The following is a 17,722-nucleotide window of genomic DNA, read 5'->3' as shown; positions in this document are numbered from 1 at the left end:
GAGGGAGATGCACGATGAAGCTGCGGCCCGTCGAGTCGGGGGACGTCGAGGCGTACGTCCGGATGCGGTGCGACGCCGGGATGATGGCCGAGCTGGGCGGCCCGCTGCCCCGGGGGCAGGTCGAGGCCCGGCACCGCAAGGACGTCGAGGGCGGCGAGGGCCTCTGGGCGCGGATGATCCTCACGGACGAGGGGGAGACGGCCGGCGGCGTGATGCTCTGGTCCATGGAGGAGGACGGCGTCACGGTCTCCGAGATCGGCTGGGCGGTGTTCCCCGAGTTCCAGGGCCGGGGCCTGGCGAAGGCGGCCGTCCGCCAACTGCTCGACGAGGCCGCCGAGGACGGGAGCTGGGGCGAGGTCGAGGCCAACCCCGGGGTGACCAACGGCCCGTCCAACGGGATCTGCAGGGCGATGGGCTTCCAGCTGCGCGGCGAACGGGAGTTGACCTTCGCGGACAGGCTGCTGCGCACCAACCACTGGGTGGTGGTGCCGGGCGAGCACACCGGGGCCGGCGGGGCGCGCGGGGAATAGCACCGGGCACGGAATAAATCGGATGCCGTGCTCCGGGGCCGGGCCTACCGTGACCCCATGGGCAACAGCATCGATGACACGAGCGTCGGCACCGTGAACGGGCTCCAGGTACGGGCGGTCGCCGAGGGCGAGGTGGAGGCCTGGTGCCGTGCGCTGCTCCAGGGCTTCTTCCGCCCGCACCTGGAGCCGTCCGGGGCCGAGGTCCGCGGCGTCGAGTGGCGGCCCGGCCGGTGGCTGGCCGGCTTCGACGGCGAGCGGATCGTCGCCACCTTCCGCAGCTTCGACACGGAGCTGACCGTCCCCGGCGGCGCCACGATCACGGCCGACGCGATCACCAACGTGTCGGTCCTCTCCACCCACCGCCGCCGGGGCCTGCTCGGCACGATGATGCGCCGGGACCTGGCCGCCGCCGCCGAGCGCGGCGCCGCCGTCGCGATCCTGATCGCGGCCGAGTACACCATCTACGGCCGGTACGGCTTCGGTCCCGCGACCCGGGGCAACGGCTGGAACCTCGACCTCAATCGCGTCCAGGGCCTGCGCGACGGCCTGCCGACCGTCCCCGGCGGCCGGATCGACTTCGTGTCGATGGACGAACTGCGCGAGATCGGCCGGGAGCTGTACGACCGCTGGCAGCTGATCCAGCCCGGCGCGATCACCCGCGACGAGCTGTGGTGGAAGCTCGCCACCGGTGAGGTCAGCCTGCCCGGGCACGAGTTCAAGACGCCCTTCGCCGCCGTCCACCGCGACGGGGAGGGCGTGGTCACCGGCTTCGCGACCTACCGCATCGAGGGCAACTGGGACGGCAGCTACCCCGACTGCGTGCTCAACGTGGGCCACTTCCACGCCCTGGACCTCGGGGCGGCCGTCGCGCTGTGGCGCCTCCTGCTCTCCGTGGACTGGGTGCGCAAGGTCGTCGTGGACAACCTCGGCCCGGACGACCCGCTGCCGCTGCTGCTGAAGGACCCTCGCGGCGCCACGCCGCACAAGGACAACTGCGACTTCACCTGGCTGCGGGTCCTCGACGTCCCGAAGGCCTTCGACGCCCGGACGTACGGGGCGCCGGGCCGGATCGTGCTGGAGGTCGAGGACGACCTCGGCTACGCGGCCGGCCGCTGGTCGATCGAGGTCGGCGAAGGCGGCTCCGGCCGCTGCACCCGCACCACCGACGAGGCCGACATCGCCCTGGGCGTCAGCGAGTTGGGCTCGATCCACCTCGGCTCGGAGACGCTGTCGCGGCTCGCGGCGGCCGGCCTGGTGAAGGAGCTGCGCCCCGGCGCGGCGGCGGCCGCCGACCTGCTGCTGCGCGCCCCGCTGGCGGCCTGGACGCCGGACATCTTCTGATCCCGCGCGCCTCCCGGGGCCGGACCGCCCGTACGGCGGCCCGGCCTCCGGTGTGTCCAGCCGCCCCCGGGGGAGGGCTACTTGACGGCCGTCTTCCCGATGGTCGGCAGGATGAAGTCCTGGATGAGGCCCTTGGCGTCGCGCACGATCGGGCGGAAGACCCGGTAGCGCGACAGGTTGATCACCCGGGCCGTCATCGGCGTCGAGCGGCGGACGAACTCCCTGGTCCGCTCGGCCTCCGGGGTGCGGTCGAAGACCCAGTACAGCACCACGACCATCAGGTAGAGCCAGAGCACGTCGGGCAGCAGCTCGACCAGCTCGGCGTCCAGTTTCGGCGCCAGCTCGGAGCCGGTCAGCACGTCCCGGAACAGCTCGACGGCGGTGGCGCGCGCCGGGTGGGACTCGTCCGAGAAGGGGCTGAGCGAGCTGGTGGGGTCGGCGGCCGTGCGGAAGAACTGGGCGGCGAACTCGTGGTACGGCTCGGCCGTGTCGAGCCAGGAGAGCAGCGCGATCTGCAGCCGCTCGGAGAAGTCCCGGGTGTGTGCCATGCGGCGGCGGGCGTCGGCCGCGTGGTCGTGGGTCATTCGGTCGTAGAACCCCTGGATCAGGAATTCCTTCGCCGAGAAGTAGTAGTAGGCGTTGCCGACCGAGACGCCCGCCTCGGAGGCGATGGCGCGCATGGTGGTCTTCTCGTAGCCCCGCTCCTGGAACAGCCGCATGGCCGTCTCCAGGATCAGCGCCCGGGTCGCCTCGCTCTTGTCGGTCTTCGGCCGCGCCCGGCCGCCGGGCAGCTGGCCGCTGTCCGCGCCGCGCTGATCGTCGGCGTCGCCGCCGCCCGTACTGTTCGTCGCTGCCAGGTCGTCCACGGGGACGAGCCTAACCGCAGCCGGGCCTTCGGCCGTTGTCGGTGGTCGCGGTACCGGACGCCCCCTCCGCGCCCGGTGCCGCGACCACCGCCCCCCTGGGTGGAGAACGCGTCCCCCCTTGTTTAGAACGCGTTCAAAAGTTCATGGGCAGCACTCTAGGGGGAGTGGTTGAACATGTTCAACTTCAATCCGTAGGAGGATCGTCACATGAACGCTTCCGGCCTTGAAGAACCCGCCGACTCCCGGGCCACCGTCCGGCACGGCGACGCGGCCGACGCCCGGGCCGTCGCCGAACTGCACGCGCTCAGCTGGCGCACCGCCTACCGCGAGTTCGTCCCGGCCGAGGCGCTCGGCGACGGGCTCGCCGAGGAGCGCGGCCAGATCTGGGAGCTGCGGCTGACCGTCGACTACGGCGAGCCGGCCGCCACCCCCGAGCTGCTGGTCGCCGAACTCGACGGCGAGGTGGCCGGGTTCGCCTACCTCGTCCCCGAGCCGGACGGCCGGGTGCTGCTCGACAACCTCCACGTCCGCCCCGGCCTCACCGGAGGCGGCATCGGCCACGCCCTCCTGACCGCCGCCCGCGAGCACCTCGCGGAGCGGCATCCGGAGGCCGAGCTGTACCTGGAGGTGCTGTGCGCCAACACCCGGGCGATCGCCTTCTACGAGCGCGAGGGCGGGCGCCGCACCGGCCGGCAGGAGGGCGTCTTCCCCGGCGGCTTCGTGCTGCCCGAGTACGTCTACAGCTGGCCCGCTCATGCGACGTCGTAGACCGTCACCGGCACCCCCCGCTCCACCAGCCGGGCCGTGACCAGGGGTTCGACCCGCTCCCAGCGCCCGCCGGCCAGCCCGCAGCCGATCCTGGGCATGTGGACGGACGCGCCGAGCTCCAGCGCGTGCCCGGCCAGCGCCGCCAGCGCGGTGTCGATCGCCCCGTAGCGCACCGGCACCCCGCTGGAGCGGCCCGTCCGGACGCCGCGCTGGCCGACCATGTTGGCCACCCAGACGTACCGCTCGGCCCGCACCACCTGCACCGCGCCCAGCCCGAAGTCGTTCGACGCCCGCTCGCGGTGCCAGCGCCGGTACTCCGCCTCCGGCTCGGGCCACCGCTTGGAAAGAGCCAGTACGAAGCCCTTGCCCCAGCCCCCCAGGTCGTTGCAGACGTGCGCGATCACCTTGACGCCCTTGCCCCGTGGCGCGGTGGCGTCGCCCCGGACGTACGTGATCGCTCCCGTCATGCCCCGAACGCTAGACCGAGGCACTGACAATCGGCCCGGACTCCTCCGCCGTCGAGGGACCCCGCAGGTGGCGGCGGCCCGCCAGCGCGATCAGCAGTGCGAGTGCGGCGGCGCAGACGGGTACGGCGTAGCCCGCGCCCGGGGCGGCGTGGTCGGCCACGGCGCCGGCGAGCGCCGCCCCCGCCGAGATGCCGACCACGATCCCCGACACGGCGACGGCCATCGCCTCGTTCAACTGCCGCGGCGACACCAGTTCCTGAACGAGCGACATGCCCGTCACCATGGTCGGCGCCGTGGCCGTCCCGGCCGCGAACAGCGCCACCCCGAGCGTCACCAGCCCGACCCGGCCCAGCCCCGCGGCGAGGAACGGCAGCAGCAGCACCCCGGCCATCGCCGCGACCCCGGTCAGGAACCGCACCCCGGGGGCCCGACGCGGCGTCAGCAGCCCGAACACCAGCCCGGCCACGCAGGATCCGCCCGCGACCAGGCCCAGCAGCAGCCCGGCGGCGGGCTTGTGGCCGAGCGACTGGGCGTAGGCGACGGTGGTGATGTCCAGGGCGCCGAAGATCATCCCGGTGGCCAGGAAGGTCAGCATCAGCACCCGCAGCCCCGGTATCCGCAGCGGTGAGCGGCCGCGCCGCTCCTGCGGTGACGGCGCGTCGGACAGCGGCGGTTCGGTGCGGCGCTGCGCGGAGAACAGCAGAGCGCCGGTGGCCCCGAGCACGGCGGCGGTGACCAGCCCCGCCTCCGGGGCGACGGTGGTGCAGAGCACCATCCCGAGCACCGGCCCGGACATGAAGCAGAGCTCGTCCAGCGACTGCTCCAGGGAGTTGGCCAGGTGCCGGGCGGCCGGATCGCCCCGGTACAGGTGCGCCCAGCGGGCCCTGGCCATGCCGCCGAGGTTGGGTCCGGCGGCGCCGGCGGCCCAGCAGGGGTACAGCGCCCAGTCGGGCGCGCCGAACCGCACGCACAGCAACAGGGCGGTGACCGGGGCGAGTTGGTAGAGCGCCGTCGGCACCGTCACCCGCGCCTGCCCGTACCGGTCCACCAGTCGACCGACCAGCGGCAGGCCGACCGAGGCGGTGACCAGCCCGGCCGCCGCGACCGTCCCCGCCAGGGCGTACGAGCCGCGCCGCTCGGTGAGCAGCACCACCAGGGAGACGCCGGACATCGACAGGGCGAGCCGCCCGAGCAGGCCGGACAGCGTGAAGGCGGCGGCGCCGGGGGCGGAGAGGAGGCGGCGGTAGGAGGCGAGGAGGGCGAATCGGGCGCGCGCGGGCATGGGGCTCCTGGGTCGGGGGTGAACGGGATGCCCGACAGCCTGGCGGCGGCGGTGGTGCGTGGTCCAACACCTGTTCCGCCGCATTCACAACAGCGCGTTGTTAGTCTGCCGCCCATGCCCCGTGACCTGCACCCCCGCCTGCTGCGCGGCTTCGTCGCGACCGCCGAGACCCTGCACTTCGGCCGGGCGGCGCGCCTGCTGCACATCGCGCAGCAGGCGCTCAGCCGCGACATCCGGGCACTGGAGGCGCTGCTCGGCGACGCGCTGTTCAGCCGCACCACCCGCAGCGTCGAACTCACCCCGGCCGGGCTGCGGTTGCTGCCCCAGGCCCGCCGGCTGCTCGCCCTGCACGACGAGATCCTCGCCGGGGCGGCGGCCCGTCCGCTGCTGCTCGACCTCAACAGCGACGTCACCGGACCGGACCTCACGGCCGACCGCATCCTCGAACGGGCCCGCGCCGCCTGGCTGGAGGGCGAACTCCTCGCCCGCTTCCACGGCGGCCTCGCGGCGGCGGCCGGCGAGCTGCTGGCGCACCGGCTGGACGCCTCCTTCGGCCGCTTCGCCGGGCTGCCCGCCCAGGTGCGCGGCCAACTCGCGCAGATCCCGGTGCGGTTGGAGCCGATGGCGGTGATGGTCGGGGCCGCCCACCCGCTGGCCGACCGTACGGCCCTGCGACTGGCCGATCTGGCAGGGCACCCGGTCGACGTCTGCCTCGGCAACCCGGCCACCACCGAGTGGACGGACCTCGGCGTCCGCCTGCTGCGCGAGCACGGCCTGACGGCCGCCGGGCCGTACGTCCCGCCCGTGGGCGTGGACGAGATGGCGCACTACCTCGCCCGCCACGGGGACCCGGTGCTCACCACGACGGGCGGGCCGGTCATCCCGGGCGCGGTCAACCTGCCGCTGGTCGAGCCCGTGCCGCTCAGCCTGGTCAGCCTCGTCCACCGCCCCGGCGACCGCCATCCGGGCCTGCGCGCCCTGACCACGGCGGCGGCCGCCCTCGGCGCGGCCGAGCACTGGCTCCACCGGCCTGCGGGCGGCTGGCTGCCGGCGGTCGACGCGGAGTTGTTGCGGTAGCCGGAGACATGGCACCGCCCCTGCCGAGGGGGGATCGGCAGGGGCGGTGCGGTTCGTGGGCGGCCGGGGGTCAGGCGGCCTTCACGGCGGAGATGTCGAAGTTGAGCTTGACCTTCTCGCCGATCAGCACGCCGCCCGTCTCCAGCGCCGCGTTGTACGTCAGCCCGAACTCCGTGCGGTCGACGACGGCCTTGCCCTCGAAGCCGACCCGCTCCGCGCCGTACGCGTCCGTCGCGCTGCCCGTGTACTCCAGGTCGAGGATCACCGGGCGGGTGGTGTCCTTGATGGTGAGGTCGCCGGTCATCCGGTACGTGTCGCCGTTCACCCGCTCGGTGGAGGTGCTGCGGAAGCGGATCTCCGGGTAGGTCTCGGCGGCGAAGAAGTCGCCGGTGCGCAGGTGCTCGTCGCGCTGGGTCTGGTTGGTGTCGATGCTGGCGACCTTGATGACCAGCTCCGCCGAGGAGTTGCCCGGCGTGGTGCCGTCCAGGTGCAGCTTGCCGTCGTACTCGGTGAAGCGGCCCTTCACGTTGGTGACCATCGCGTGCCTGACCGAGAACCCGACCTCGCTGTGCGTGGTGTCGACGGCCCAGTCGCCGGTCAGGTGCCCGAGGTCGGGGCCGGCGGGGGTGGCGACGGCGGTCGCGGTGGTGGTGGTCTTGCTGCGGTTGAACAGGCCCATGGCTCCTCCTCGGGTCAGAAGCCATTTGTTTAGGCTTCAACTTGTTGGCTCCACCATAACCCCATCTGGTTCAAGTTTCAACCAATACCCCCGAACGGATGACGCGAGCCCTGTCCGACCTCCCGGTTACCCTGCGAAGGACCGGTTCCCGCACACCCCCCGAGAGGCCCCGATGTTCGTCCTGCACGCACTCTGGCGGCCGGACGGGCACCTCGCGCTCTGGGCGGAGGACGCCCGCGCCTACCCCGGCGCCCCGGCCGCCGCCGGCACCGCCCACCCGTACGCCTGCACCGCCGACACCCTGGCCGCCCTGCTCGCGGGCATCGGCCCCGGCCTCGGCTGGCTCGCCGGGCGGGCCCCCGAACGCTGGGCCGGCCTCCTGCTGCCCACCATCGGGGCCCTCCCCGCGCCCTCGCCCGACCTCCCCGTCACCCCGCCGCGCGGCGGCGCCGTCCTCACGCCCTGGCGGGTGCCCGCCCTCCTCTTCGACGCCGCCGAGGCCGCCCAGCTCCTCGGCGAGGTCTTCGACCCCCACTGGGCCGTCGCCGTCGCCGAACTCCCCGGCACCGGCACCACCGAGGTCGTGTACGGCCCCTCGCTGCGCTGGCTCACTGGTGTGCACGACCTCGCCTGGCGCGCGGTCGGCCGGGGCCGGGTCCTCCCGCAGGTCCTCCTCGCCGGGGCCCCCGAGGCCCGCTGGCTCCCCGACCTCTCCCCGGACGGGCTCCGCGAGGCCGCCGCCCTGGCCGCGGGCTGCCCGCCCGTCCTGCTGGGGGAGCGGCCCACCGGCTTCGCCACCGGCCAGGAGCTGCTGGACGCGGCCCTGGCCGCCCTGGTCGACGCCGAGGTCCGCACCGCCCTCGCCGACACCCCCTTCCCCCCGGGCGCGACCGCCACCGAGCGCTGGCTGCACGCCCTGACGGCCCCCTCGGGAGGGCTCGCCGCCCCCGGGGAGGAGCTCGCCGACCTCCGCCGCCGCCTCGACGCCTGGTACGCCTCGGCCACCCCCGCCGACCCCGCCCTGCGCCTCTGCTTCCGCCTCGTCGAACCGCTCGGCCCCGCCGCCGACGACCCCGAGGGAGCCCCCTCGGACGACGCCTGGCGGCTGGAGTTCCTGCTCCAGGCCGTCGACGAGCCGTCCCTGCTGGTCCGCGCCGCCGACCTGCACGAGGGCGGCGCCGCCCACGCCGCCCTCTCCCGCAAGAGCGCCGACAAGAGCACCGGCAAGAGCACCGACAGGAACGCGGGCGAGACCGCCGACCCGACCGGCACCCTGGTGGCCGAACTCGCCCGCGCCGCCCACCGCTGGCCCGCCCTGGACGCGCTGCGCCACCGAGCCCGCCCGTCCGCCCTGCCGCTCGACCGCGCCGGAGCCCTCGACTTCCTGCGCACCGCCGGCCCCGCCCTCGCCGAGGCGGGCTTCGGCGTGCTGCTGCCCGCCTGGTGGCGCCGCCGCCCCCGCCTCGGCCTCGCCCTGCGCGCGACCACCCCGCCCGCGCCCGGCACCCTCGCCGTGACCAGCCAGATCGACCGGGACGCCGTGGTCGCCTTCCGCTGGCAGCTGGCCCTGGGCCCCGGCGGTGCGCCGCTCACCGAACAGGAGCTGGCCGAACTCGCCTCCGCCAAGCAGGAGCTGGTCCGTGTACGCGGGACGTGGCTGGAGGCGGACCCGGCGCAGATCGCCGCCGCCCTCACCTTCCTCGCCGACCGCCGCGACGGCGTGCTCGCCACCGCCGACCTGCTGCGGCTCGCCCTCGACCCGGAGGCGAGCGTCGCCGGCCTGCCCGTCACCTCCGTACGGGCGGAGGGCCCGCTCGGGGACCTCCTCGCCGGCCGCACCGCCGCCGCGCCCGCCCCGGCCGGGCCCCCGGCCGACTTCAAGGCCGTCCTGCGCCCGTACCAGGAACGGGGGTTGGCCTGGCTGCGGGAGATGTCCGGCCTCGGCCTCGGCGCCCTCCTCGCCGACGACATGGGCCTCGGCAAGACCGTCCAGACCCTCGCCCTGCTGGCAGCCGAGAAGGCCGAGGGCGCCACCGGCCCCACCCTGCTCGTCTGCCCGATGTCCCTGGTCGGCAACTGGCAGCGCGAGGCCGAACGCTTCGCCCCCGCCCTGCGCCGCCACGTCCACCACGGCGCCGGCCGCCTGGACGCCGACGAACTCGCCGACACCGCACGGGAGTCGGACATCGTCATCACCACCTACGGCCTGGTGCAGCGCGACCACGCCGCCCTGCGCGCCATCCGCTGGCGCCGGATCGTCGCCGACGAGGCGCAGCACATCAAGAACTCCGGCACCGCCCAGTCCCGGGCGATCCGCTCCCTGCCCGTCACCCGGCACCGGATCGCGCTGACCGGCACCCCGGTGGAGAACCGGCTCTCCGAACTCCACGCCGTGCTGGACTTCGCCAACCCCGGCCTGCTCGGCCCGGCCGAGCGCTTCAAGGAGCGCTACGCGATCCCCGTCGAACTGCACCGCAACCCCGAGCGCACCGCCGAACTCCGGCGCCGCACCGCCCCGTTCGTCCTCCGGAGGCTCAAGACCGACCCGGCGGTGGCCGCCGAGCTGCCCGCCAAGCAGGAGATCACCGTCTGGTGCAACCTCACCGCCGAACAGGCCGGCCTCTACCAGGCGGTGGTGGCCGACCTGCTGCGCCGGGTCGAGGGGATCAAGGGCGTGGAGCGGCGCGGCACCGTCCTGGCCGCGATCGGCAAGCTCAAGCAGGCCTGCAACCACCCGGCCCAACTCCTGCACGACGGCTCGGCGTTGGGCGAGCGCTCGGGCAAGGTCGCCCGCCTGGCCGAGCTGCTGGAGGAGGCACTGGCCGAGGGCGACCGCACGCTGGTCTTCACCCAGTACGCGGAGTTCGGCGCGATGCTGCGCCCGTACCTGGAGCGCCGGCTCGGCGAGGAGGTGCTCTACCTGCACGGCGGCCTGCCGCGCGCCCGGCGCGAGGAACTCGTCGACCGCTTCCAGTCCCCGGACGGGCCACGGGTGTTCCTGCTCTCCCTGCGCGCCGGCGGCACCGGCCTCAACCTGACCGCCGCCAACCAGGTGATCCACCTCGACCGCTGGTGGAACCCGGCCGTCGAGCAGCAGGCCACCGACCGCGCCTTCCGGATCGGCCAGCGCCGGGACGTCCAGGTCCGCCGCCTGGTCTGCGTCGGCACCGTCGAGGAGCGGATCGACGAACTCCTCACCGCCAAGCGCTCGTTGGCCGAGACGGTGGTGGGGGAGGGGGAGCGGTGGCTGACCGACCTGCCGCTGGACGACCTGCGCGAACTCGTCGCCCTCACCCGCGAGGACGCCGTATCGGAGGAGGAAGCGTGACCACCGAACCCAGGCCCGAGATGGTCAACGTCGCCGCCTACTGGCGCGGCGACTTCACCCTCCGGAGCGACACCGACGCCGGCACCGGCACCGGGACCGGGACCGGCACCGGGACCGAGGAGGAGGGCGCCCTCCGCCGCCTCGGCCGCTCCGGCATCACCGCCCACGGCCGCGACCTCGCCACCCTCCTCGCCCCGGTCTACGACACCCTGAGGTAGCGTCGCCGCCGTGACCGACACCCTTGACCCCCACCTCGCCGCCTTCGAGCAGCACCGGCGGACGGTCTTCGGCATCGCCTACCGCATGCTCGGCAGCGTCGCCGACGCCGAGGACCTCGTCCAGGACACCTGGCTGCGCTGGAACGGCGTCACCGACCAGGTCGCCAGCCCCCGCGCCTACCTCACCCGTACGGTCACCAACCTCGCCCTCAACAAGCTGACCTCGGCCGCCGTCCGCCGCGAGGCCTACGTCGGCCCGTGGCTGCCCGAACCGCTGGTCGACGAGCCGGACGCCGCCGAGGGCGTCGAGCGCGCCGAGTCCGTCTCCCTGGCCCTGCTCGTGGTGCTGGAGAGCCTCTCCCCGCTGGAGCGGGCGGTGTTCGTCCTCAAGGAGGCCTTCGGCTTCAGCTACCCGGAGATCGCCGAGGCCCTGGAGCGCACCGAGGCCGCCTGCCGCCAGGTCGGCAGCCGGGCGAAGGCGCACGTCCGCGCCCGCCGCCCCCGCTACGACGCCCCGCCGGAGCTGCGCCGCCGCGCCACCGACGAGTTCCTCGCGGCCTGCGTCGGCGGCGACCTCAACCGGGTGCTCGAACTGCTCGCCCCCGACGTCACCACCTGGAGCGACGGCGGCGGGGTCGTCCGCGCGGCGCTGCGCCCGGTGGTCGGCGCCGACCACGTCGCCCGTTTCCTGCTGGGCCTGATGAGCCGCTACGGCCTGGGCGCCGGCGCCCGCCCGGTGCTGGTCAACGGCCAGCCCGGCCTGGTGTTCACCCTGGACGGCGTGCTGGACTCCGTCGCCGTCCTCGAGTTCGACCCCGTCGAGGGCCCGGACGGCCGGGCCCCGATCTCCGCGATCCGCGTCGTCCGCAACCCGCACAAGCTCGCCCACCTGGCCGACCGGCCCGGGCGGGCTTGACCCTCGACCGGGTCGAGCCCCCAGAGTCACCGCCATGGAGAGCGAGCACCACGCCGAGCACGACAGCGCGAGCCGCAGCGCCCTGCGGAGCATCGGCGAACTGGCGCGGGCCAGCGGCCTGGGCGTCGGCACCCTGCGCTACTACGACGGCGCCGAGGTGCTCACCCCGGCCTGGGTCGACCCGCAGACCGGCTACCGCTGGTACCGCCCCGACCAGCTCGCCGACGCCCGGCTGCTGGCCCGGCTGCGCCGCGTCGGCCTGCCGCTGGCGGACGTCCGCGCCGTGCTGGCCGCCGCCCCCGGCGACGGCGAGGCGCAGCGGGTGCTCGACACCCACCTGCGCCGCCTGGAGGACGGCCTCGCCGACGCCCGCCGCGAGCTCTCCCTGATCCGAGCGATGATCGACCAGAGGGAGCAGCCGATGACCACCACCCCCGCCGAACTCCGCCTCGCCGTCCCCGCCGCCGAGCTGGCCGCCGCCCTGGACGCCGTCCGCTTCGCGGTCGGCGGCGACCCCGAACTCCCCTCCCTCGCCGGGGTGCTGTTCGAGCCGGACGGCCCGCTGCTGCGCCTGGTCGCCACCGACCGCTACCGGATGGCCTTCGCCGAGGTGCCCGTCACCGGCGGCCCGCAGGAGCCGACCGCCGGCACCGTCGTCCCCACCCCGCTGGTGGACGCGCTGCGCGCCCTGCTGGGCGCCTCCAGCGGGGAGGCCGTGCTCACCCTGTCCGGCGAGCTGGTCCGCGCCGAGGTCGGCGGCCACCGGATCGAGGGCGCCGCCCCGGCCCTCGACTACCCGGATTACCGCGCCCTCACCCGGACGGAGCCGCGCCACCGCGTCGCCCTGCCCGCCGCCGACCTGCGCACCGCCGTCGAGACCGGCGCCACCCGCACCGTCCCCTCCGGCCCGGACGGCGCCGACTGCGAGGTCGTCCTCCTGGCCCTCACCCCGGACGGCGGCCTCGCCGTCACCGCCGACCCCGACCCGGACGGCCTCACCGTGGCCGTGAACCGCGCCTACCTCCTCGACGCCCTCGCCGCCGCCCGCCCGGGCCAGCTCCTCCTGGAGCTCGACGGCCCCATCTCCCCGCTCGCCATCCGCTCCGCCGACCCCGCGGACCCGTTCTCCCTGCTCATGCCCGTCCGCCTCTCCGCCTGAGGCCGGTTGTCCGCCTGAGGCCGCCTCTCCGCCGTGAGGCCGTTTGCTCCCGCTAGCACCCTGCTTGCAATTGCAAGCAGGGTGCTGCACGCTGTCCCCATGGCCTCACTGAACGTCGGCTCGCTGGGCGAGTACATCCGCGAGCAGCGCCGCAACGCGCAGTACTCGCTGCGGCAACTGGCGGAGGCCGCCGGCGTGTCCAACCCGTACCTCAGCCAGATCGAGCGAGGGTTGCGCAAGCCGAGCGCGGAGATCCTGCAGCAGATCGCGAAGGCTCTGCGGATCTCGGCGGAGACGCTCTACGTCCAGGCCGGGATTCTGGAGGAGCGGCGGAACGAGGGCCACGAGCTGCGGGCCTCGATCCTGGCCGATCCGCTGATCACCGAGCGGCAGAAGCAGGCGCTGCTCGCGGTCTACGACGCCTTCCTCAAGGAGAACGCCGCTTCGGCCCCCGATCCGGCTCCCAGCCCGACGGCCGACGGCGCAGCCACCCAGCACACCCACCGGGAGGACCGGTAGCCATGCCCATCACCGAGGACATCAAGAAGACCCTCACCGACCCGACCCCGCTCTACGCCCTCGCCGGCGCAGGGGACCTCGCCTACGAGAAGCTGCGCGAGGTGCCGGGCAGGGTCGAGGCGCTGGCGGCGGACCGCAAGGGCACGCAGGAGAAGGCCACGGCCCGGCTGCACGAGGCGCAGGAGCTGCTGGTCGCCGCGCCCGCCAAGGTCACCGGGGCGGTCTCCGCCCTGCCCACCGACCTCAAGGCCCTCCAGGAGAAGGCCCAGGGCTTCGCCCTCCAGCAGGTGGGCCGCGCGGTCGAGCTGGCCGTGAAGGCCAAGGAGACGTACGACGAGCTGGCCGAGCGCGGCAAGGTCGCGGTGGAGAAGGCCCGCCCGGCCGGCCCCGTCCCGGCGCCCGCCGCGGTCGAGCCCGAGGAGGAGCCGATCGAGGCCGAGCTGGTCGAGGAGCCGCCGGCCGAGGAGTCGCCGGTCGTGGAGCCGCCGGTCGTGGAGGCCCCCGCCGCGAAGAAGCCCTCCGCCCGCAAGAGCACCAACCGCTAGGAGGGCGTGAAAACGCTCCGAACGGGGCACATCCGGTGACCGCGGGACGTTCACACCAGACCGGGCGGCCCTTCGTGCCAGGATGGACGGCGGCCGGGCCACCGGTGCCGAGACGACGGAGGAGACCACGATGGGCGGAGTGTTCCAGGTCCTCGCCCTGGACTACCTGAACCCGTTCTGGTGGGTGGCCGTGGCCATCCTGGGTTTCAAGCTGTGCGCGCTGGTCGACGCGGCCAGCCGCCGGGAGGACGCCTACCGGGCGGCGGACAAGAAGACCAAGCAGTTCTGGCTGGTCATCCTCGGCCTCGCCTTCGGCCTCGACCTGCTGTTCGGCGTGAACCCGCTCTACAGCATCCTGACCCTGGCCGGGCTGGCCGCGTCGATCGTCTACTGGGTGGACGTCCGCCCGGCGATCCGGCAGCTGACGGGCCGGGGCGGCGGCGGCCGGAGCAACTCCGGCCCGTACGGCCCCTGGTAGGGCGCGCCGACACCGTGACGGCGGCGGCCCGGTCGAGGGGGTTCCCCGACCGGGCCGCCGCCGTCACGCGTCCGGGCGCCGGGTCAGCCCAGGATCAGCTGCACCGGGTTGCGCTCCAGCAGCAGCACCGCCACGTCGTCCGTCAGTGCGCCGCCGTTGAGCTCCTCGACCTCCGCGATGGCGCTGTCGACGAGCCGGCCCCTGGTCAGCCCCGCCGTCTGGTGGTCGGCGACCAGGTCCGCCAGGCCGTCCTGCCCGAGGCGCCGGGAGCCGGCCCCGACCCGGCCCTCGATCAGGCCGTCGGTGTAGAGCAACAGCCGCCAGCCGGGCTGGAGTTCGAGGTCGTGGGCGGGCCAGGCGGCCTGCCCGTCGTGGCAGGGCAGCAGCCCGAGCGCGGGCCCGGCGAGGTCGGCGGGCAGGGTGAGCGGGCGGTGGTCGCGGCCGAGCAGCAGCGGCGCCGGGTGCCCGGCGAGGTAGAGCCGGGCGCGTTCGCGGGAGCCGAGCGAGTCGAGGCCGGCGCCGCCGCCGTCGGGCTCGATCACCAGCATGCAGAGCGTCGCGAAGATCTCGTCGCTGCGCCGCTCGTGCTCCAGCACGTGCTGGAGGGTGGTGAGCAGGGTCTCGCCGGTGAGGCCGGCGAAGACGAGCGTGCGCCACGCTATCCGGAGCGCGACGCCGAGCGCGGCCTCGTCGGGGCCGTGGCCGCAGACGTCGCCGATCACCACGTGCACGGTGCCGTCGTCGGTGCGCACCGCGTCGTAGAAGTCGCCGCCGAGCAGGGCGCGGCGGCGGCCGGGGCGGTAGCGGCGGGTGAAGGAGAGCCCGGCGCCGTCGAGCAGCGGGGTGGGCAGCAGGTGGCGCTGGAGGCGGGCGTTCTCCTGGCCGCGCAGTTCGGCCTCGACGAGCCGGCGCTGCGACTCGTCGGCGCGCTTGCGCTCGACGGCGTAGCGCAGGGCGCGGGCCAGCAGCGGGCCGTCCGTCTCGTGCTTGATCAGGAAGTCCTGCGCGCCCGCGGCGACGGCGGCGGCGCCGAGTTCGGCCCCGGCGGCGTCGGTGAGCACCACGACGGGGGTGTGCGGGGCCCGGCGGAGCAGCTCGTGCAGGCCCTCCAGGCCGTCCGAGGCGTCGGAGGGGTGCGGCAGGTCGGCGGGGGAGGCGAGGTCGAGCAGCACGCAGTCGAACTCGGCGCCCCGGCCGCGCCCGCGCCGGGCGGCGGAGGCGGGCGCGGTGAGCAGGGCGACGGCGTGGTCGAGGCCGCGGGCCCAGTGGAGCTCGATGGAGGTGCCGCTGTCGGCGGCGGCCGCCTTGATCAGCTGGGCGTCGGAGGCGTCGTCCTCGATGACGAGCAGGCGCAGCCCGGCGTTCTCGGCCGGGACCTCGGTCACGGAGGCCACCGGGGCGCTGCCGAGGTGCGAGGCCCGGGAGCGGGGGTGAGGTATCGGGGAGGCCGTCGCCGGACCGGTCGAGGCCGAGTGGCCGCGGGCACGGCCGAGATGGGCGCCGTCATGGGCGCCCGGCAGGTCCGCGGCACCAGGTGCCCGCCCGTCTCCCGTTGCGGGCATCGGTGGTTCCTCCCTTTCCCCGCCTGCGTAACGGTCGGCGTCCGTCCGCAGTGCCCGGCTGGCACCCTGCGGCGGGGAACTTCTCGCGACCATAACGTGATCTCCGGGGATTCTTCTGGCCGACCGCGCCGTTGTGGTCATTGCCACGCCGGTGTGCGCGCTCTCGGCGGTGTGGTGATCGGACTCTGACGACGGCTCGGACCCTGCCGGGAGCGGTCCTGAACGGGAAGACGGTGATGGTGACGCGGATCACCCTGGTTGAGGGTGACATCACGCAGCAGCAGGTGGACGTGGTGGTGAACGCCGCCAACTCCTCTCTGCTGGGCGGCGGCGGGGTCGACGGCGCGATCCACCGCAAGGGCGGGCCGGAGATCCTGGAGGACTGCCGCCGGCTGCGCGCCTCCCACTGGGGTGGCGGACTGGCCACCGGTCGCGCGGTGGCCACCACGGCCGGGCGGCTGCCGGCCCGCTGGGTGGTGCACACCGTGGGCCCGGTCTTCCTGGAGGAGACGTACGAGGAGGGGGCGGAGCTGCTGGCCTCCTGTTATCGCGAGTCGCTGCGCGCGGCGGCGGAACTGGGCGCCCGGACGGTCGCCTTTCCGGCGGTGTCGGCGGGCGTGTACGGCTGGCCGCCGGCGGACGCGGCCCGGATCGCGCTCACCACCGTCTCCGAGGTGCTGGACGGGGGCGACGCGGGGGCGGGCGCGGAGCTGGCGGAGGTGCGGTTCGTGCTGTTCGGGGCGGAGACGTACCGGGTGTTCGAATCGGTCCGCGAGGAGCTGCTCGGGCGGGACGAGGACTGACGTTTCGACGGTGCCCATGGTGGCGCGTGGGGGCGTCAACGCGCCAGAGATATTCGATAACTCGTTCGAGTGAAATGCGCCGTGCTACGGGGCCAGCGCCGTCCAGGGCACCGTGACCTCGCCCTGGCGCCAGCGCCCCCGCGCGTCCACCAGGGGCCAGCTGCCCGACAGCGCCGTGCAGGCCGCCACCCAGCGCTGCCGGGCGCCGAAGGCGCCGTACGGGGCGGCGGCGGCCCAGGCGCGGTCGAACTCGGCGAGGAAGGTGTGCACCGGGCGGCCCGGCACGTTGTGGTGGATCAGGGCCTTCGGCAGCCGTTCGGCCAGGTCGGAGGGCTGGACCAGGCCTCCGAGGCGGGCCGCGAAGGTCACCGTCCGGGGCCCCTCCGGGCCCAGCGCGACCCAGACGTGCCGCCGCCCGATCTCGTCGCAGGTGCCCTCCACCAGCAGCCCGTCGGGCGCGAGCCGGGCGCACAGCCGCTCCCACACCCCGGCCACCGCCGACTCCTCGTACTGCCGCAGCACGTTGGCCGCCCGGATCAGCTGCGCCGGCGCCCCGCCGTCCAGCGGCACCTCGAAGCCGCCGCGCCGGAAGGTCAGCAGCGGAGGCGCGGCGTACGGCAGCGCCGCCGCGACCCGATCCGGCTCGATCTCGATCCCCACCACCCGGACGTCCGGCCGCACCGCCCGCAGCCGCGCGGCCAGCTCCACCGCCGTCCACGGCGCGGCCCCGTACCCGAGGTCCACCGCGACCGGCGGCCGCTCGGCGGCCCGCAGCGCACGGCCCAGGGTGTGCGCGATCCAGCGGTCCATCCGCCGCAGCCGGTTGGTGTTGGTGGTGCCCCGGGTGACCGTCCCCACCGGCCGCCCGCTCCGCCCCCGGGCGGGCGCGGCGGAAGCGGGATCGAAGGAGGCGGCCATACCGGGAAGCCTAGGGCCCGTCGTCAAACTCGCGTCTGCGGGGCGACGCCGGGGCACGCACCTCGCCGCGTTGTCGTCGGTCGCCAATGCTCCGCAGTGGCTCCCTCCTCCGCCTTGCGATGCACGCACCCCAACGCCGCCCCGCCGCCCTCCGGGCGACGACGGGAGTTTGACGACGGGCCCTAGTGCGCCCCCGCAGCGCCCCCGCAGCGCTCACCCGCGCCCGCCTCCGCCGGTTCCTCCCGTGCCCCGGGAATCGGGAAGCC

18 protein-coding genes are annotated in these 17,722 nt (G+C 74.8%); 12 read left to right on the top strand and 6 right to left on the bottom strand.

Annotated elements, in window-relative coordinates:
* Window positions 1–14: 14 nt before the first annotated feature.
* Both ACIRRS_RS32255 and ACIRRS_RS32250 read left to right on the top strand, forming a co-directional pair.
* Window positions 15–530 carry a GNAT family N-acetyltransferase gene (locus tag ACIRRS_RS32255; protein ID WP_402978407.1) on the top strand — a complete coding sequence of 172 codons (516 nt, stop codon included), beginning with the start codon at window positions 15–17 and terminating at the stop codon, window positions 528–530.
* Window positions 531–587: 57 nt separating this feature from the next.
* Complete coding sequence (locus tag ACIRRS_RS32250) at window positions 588–1,871, top strand: GNAT family N-acetyltransferase (protein ID WP_402978405.1); 1,284 nt, start codon at window positions 588–590, stop codon at window positions 1,869–1,871.
* Between the two features lie 77 nt (window positions 1,872–1,948).
* Here the strand turns inward: ACIRRS_RS32250 and ACIRRS_RS32245 are convergent, their stop codons facing one another.
* On the bottom strand, window positions 1,949–2,737 hold the full coding sequence (locus ACIRRS_RS32245; RefSeq protein WP_402978402.1) for a TetR family transcriptional regulator: 789 nt from the start codon (window positions 2,735–2,737) through the stop codon (window positions 1,949–1,951).
* A gap of 207 nt (window positions 2,738–2,944) precedes the next feature.
* Between ACIRRS_RS32245 and ACIRRS_RS32240 the strand changes: the two genes are divergently transcribed.
* Window positions 2,945–3,505: a GNAT family N-acetyltransferase gene (locus tag ACIRRS_RS32240; RefSeq protein WP_402978399.1), complete on the top strand. Its 561-nt coding sequence runs from the start codon at window positions 2,945–2,947 to the stop codon at window positions 3,503–3,505.
* On the opposite strand, the gene ACIRRS_RS32235 is transcribed toward ACIRRS_RS32240, so the two are convergent.
* Together ACIRRS_RS32235 and ACIRRS_RS32230 are read right to left on the bottom strand one after the other, a co-directional pair.
* Entirely contained in the window at window positions 3,490–3,972 is a 483-nt protein-coding gene (locus tag ACIRRS_RS32235) for a macro domain-containing protein (protein WP_402978396.1), read from the bottom strand. The genes ACIRRS_RS32240 and ACIRRS_RS32235 overlap by 16 nt on opposite strands.
* Window positions 3,973–3,982: 10 nt before the next feature.
* Entirely contained in the window at window positions 3,983–5,254 is a 1,272-nt protein-coding gene (locus tag ACIRRS_RS32230; RefSeq protein WP_402978393.1) for an MFS transporter, read from the bottom strand.
* 114 nt (window positions 5,255–5,368) lie between these two features.
* On the opposite strand from ACIRRS_RS32230, the gene ACIRRS_RS32225 reads away from it, so the two are divergent.
* Window positions 5,369–6,331 carry a LysR family transcriptional regulator gene (locus tag ACIRRS_RS32225; protein ID WP_402978390.1) on the top strand — a complete coding sequence of 321 codons (963 nt, stop codon included), beginning with the start codon at window positions 5,369–5,371 and terminating at the stop codon, window positions 6,329–6,331.
* Window positions 6,332–6,401: 70 nt separating this feature from the next.
* Here the strand turns inward: ACIRRS_RS32225 and ACIRRS_RS32220 are convergent, their stop codons facing one another.
* Entirely contained in the window at window positions 6,402–7,010 is a 609-nt protein-coding gene (locus tag ACIRRS_RS32220) for a YceI family protein (protein ID WP_402978387.1), read from the bottom strand.
* 172 nt (window positions 7,011–7,182) lie between these two features.
* On the opposite strand from ACIRRS_RS32220, the gene ACIRRS_RS32215 reads away from it, so the two are divergent.
* The 7 genes from ACIRRS_RS32215 (at window position 7,183) to ACIRRS_RS32185 (ending at window position 14,173) form a co-directional block, all read left to right on the top strand.
* Window positions 7,183–10,338, top strand: a complete 3,156-nt coding sequence (locus ACIRRS_RS32215) for a DEAD/DEAH box helicase (RefSeq protein WP_402978384.1) — start codon at window positions 7,183–7,185, stop codon at window positions 10,336–10,338.
* The gene (locus ACIRRS_RS32210) at window positions 10,335–10,556 is read left to right on the top strand and encodes a hypothetical protein (protein WP_402978381.1); all 222 of its coding nucleotides are present in this window, start codon (window positions 10,335–10,337) and stop codon (window positions 10,554–10,556) included. The genes ACIRRS_RS32215 and ACIRRS_RS32210 overlap by 4 nt, the downstream gene beginning before the upstream one ends.
* An 85-nt stretch (window positions 10,557–10,641) precedes the next feature.
* Window positions 10,642–11,472 (top strand): RNA polymerase sigma factor SigJ, encoded by an 831-nt coding sequence (sigJ, locus tag ACIRRS_RS32205; protein ID WP_402978479.1) that lies wholly within the window; start codon window positions 10,642–10,644, stop codon window positions 11,470–11,472.
* A 34-nt stretch (window positions 11,473–11,506) separates the two neighbouring features.
* Window positions 11,507–12,631, top strand: a complete 1,125-nt coding sequence (locus tag ACIRRS_RS32200) for a MerR family transcriptional regulator (RefSeq protein ID WP_402978378.1) — start codon at window positions 11,507–11,509, stop codon at window positions 12,629–12,631.
* Window positions 12,632–12,730: 99 nt separating this feature from the next.
* On the top strand, window positions 12,731–13,150 hold the full coding sequence (locus tag ACIRRS_RS32195; RefSeq protein ID WP_402978375.1) for a helix-turn-helix domain-containing protein: 420 nt from the start codon (window positions 12,731–12,733) through the stop codon (window positions 13,148–13,150).
* 2 nt (window positions 13,151–13,152) lie between these two features.
* Window positions 13,153–13,695, top strand: coding sequence for a hypothetical protein (locus ACIRRS_RS32190; RefSeq protein ID WP_402978372.1), 543 nt, complete (start codon window positions 13,153–13,155; stop codon window positions 13,693–13,695).
* Window positions 13,696–13,825: 130 nt separating this feature from the next.
* The gene (locus tag ACIRRS_RS32185; protein WP_402978369.1) at window positions 13,826–14,173 is read left to right on the top strand and encodes a DUF2516 family protein; all 348 of its coding nucleotides are present in this window, start codon (window positions 13,826–13,828) and stop codon (window positions 14,171–14,173) included.
* A gap of 83 nt (window positions 14,174–14,256) precedes the next feature.
* Here ACIRRS_RS32185 and ACIRRS_RS32180 read toward each other — a convergent pair whose 3' ends face one another.
* Window positions 14,257–15,558, bottom strand: a complete 1,302-nt coding sequence (locus tag ACIRRS_RS32180; protein WP_402978366.1) for a PP2C family protein-serine/threonine phosphatase — start codon at window positions 15,556–15,558, stop codon at window positions 14,257–14,259.
* Window positions 15,559–15,971: 413 nt separating this feature from the next.
* Between ACIRRS_RS32180 and ACIRRS_RS32175 the strand changes: the two genes are divergently transcribed.
* Window positions 15,972–16,538, top strand: a complete 567-nt coding sequence (locus ACIRRS_RS32175) for an O-acetyl-ADP-ribose deacetylase (RefSeq protein ID WP_402978363.1) — start codon at window positions 15,972–15,974, stop codon at window positions 16,536–16,538.
* An 84-nt stretch (window positions 16,539–16,622) separates the two neighbouring features.
* Here ACIRRS_RS32175 and ACIRRS_RS32170 read toward each other — a convergent pair whose 3' ends face one another.
* Complete coding sequence (locus ACIRRS_RS32170) at window positions 16,623–17,456, bottom strand: class I SAM-dependent methyltransferase (RefSeq protein WP_402978360.1); 834 nt, start codon at window positions 17,454–17,456, stop codon at window positions 16,623–16,625.
* Window positions 17,457–17,722: the final 266 nt, after the last annotated feature.

It is taken from the genome of Kitasatospora sp. NPDC101183 (genome assembly GCF_044767945.1).
GTDB lineage: Bacteria > Actinomycetota > Actinomycetes > Streptomycetales > Streptomycetaceae > Kitasatospora.
This window is presented reverse-complemented; position numbering and strand designations above follow the sequence as displayed.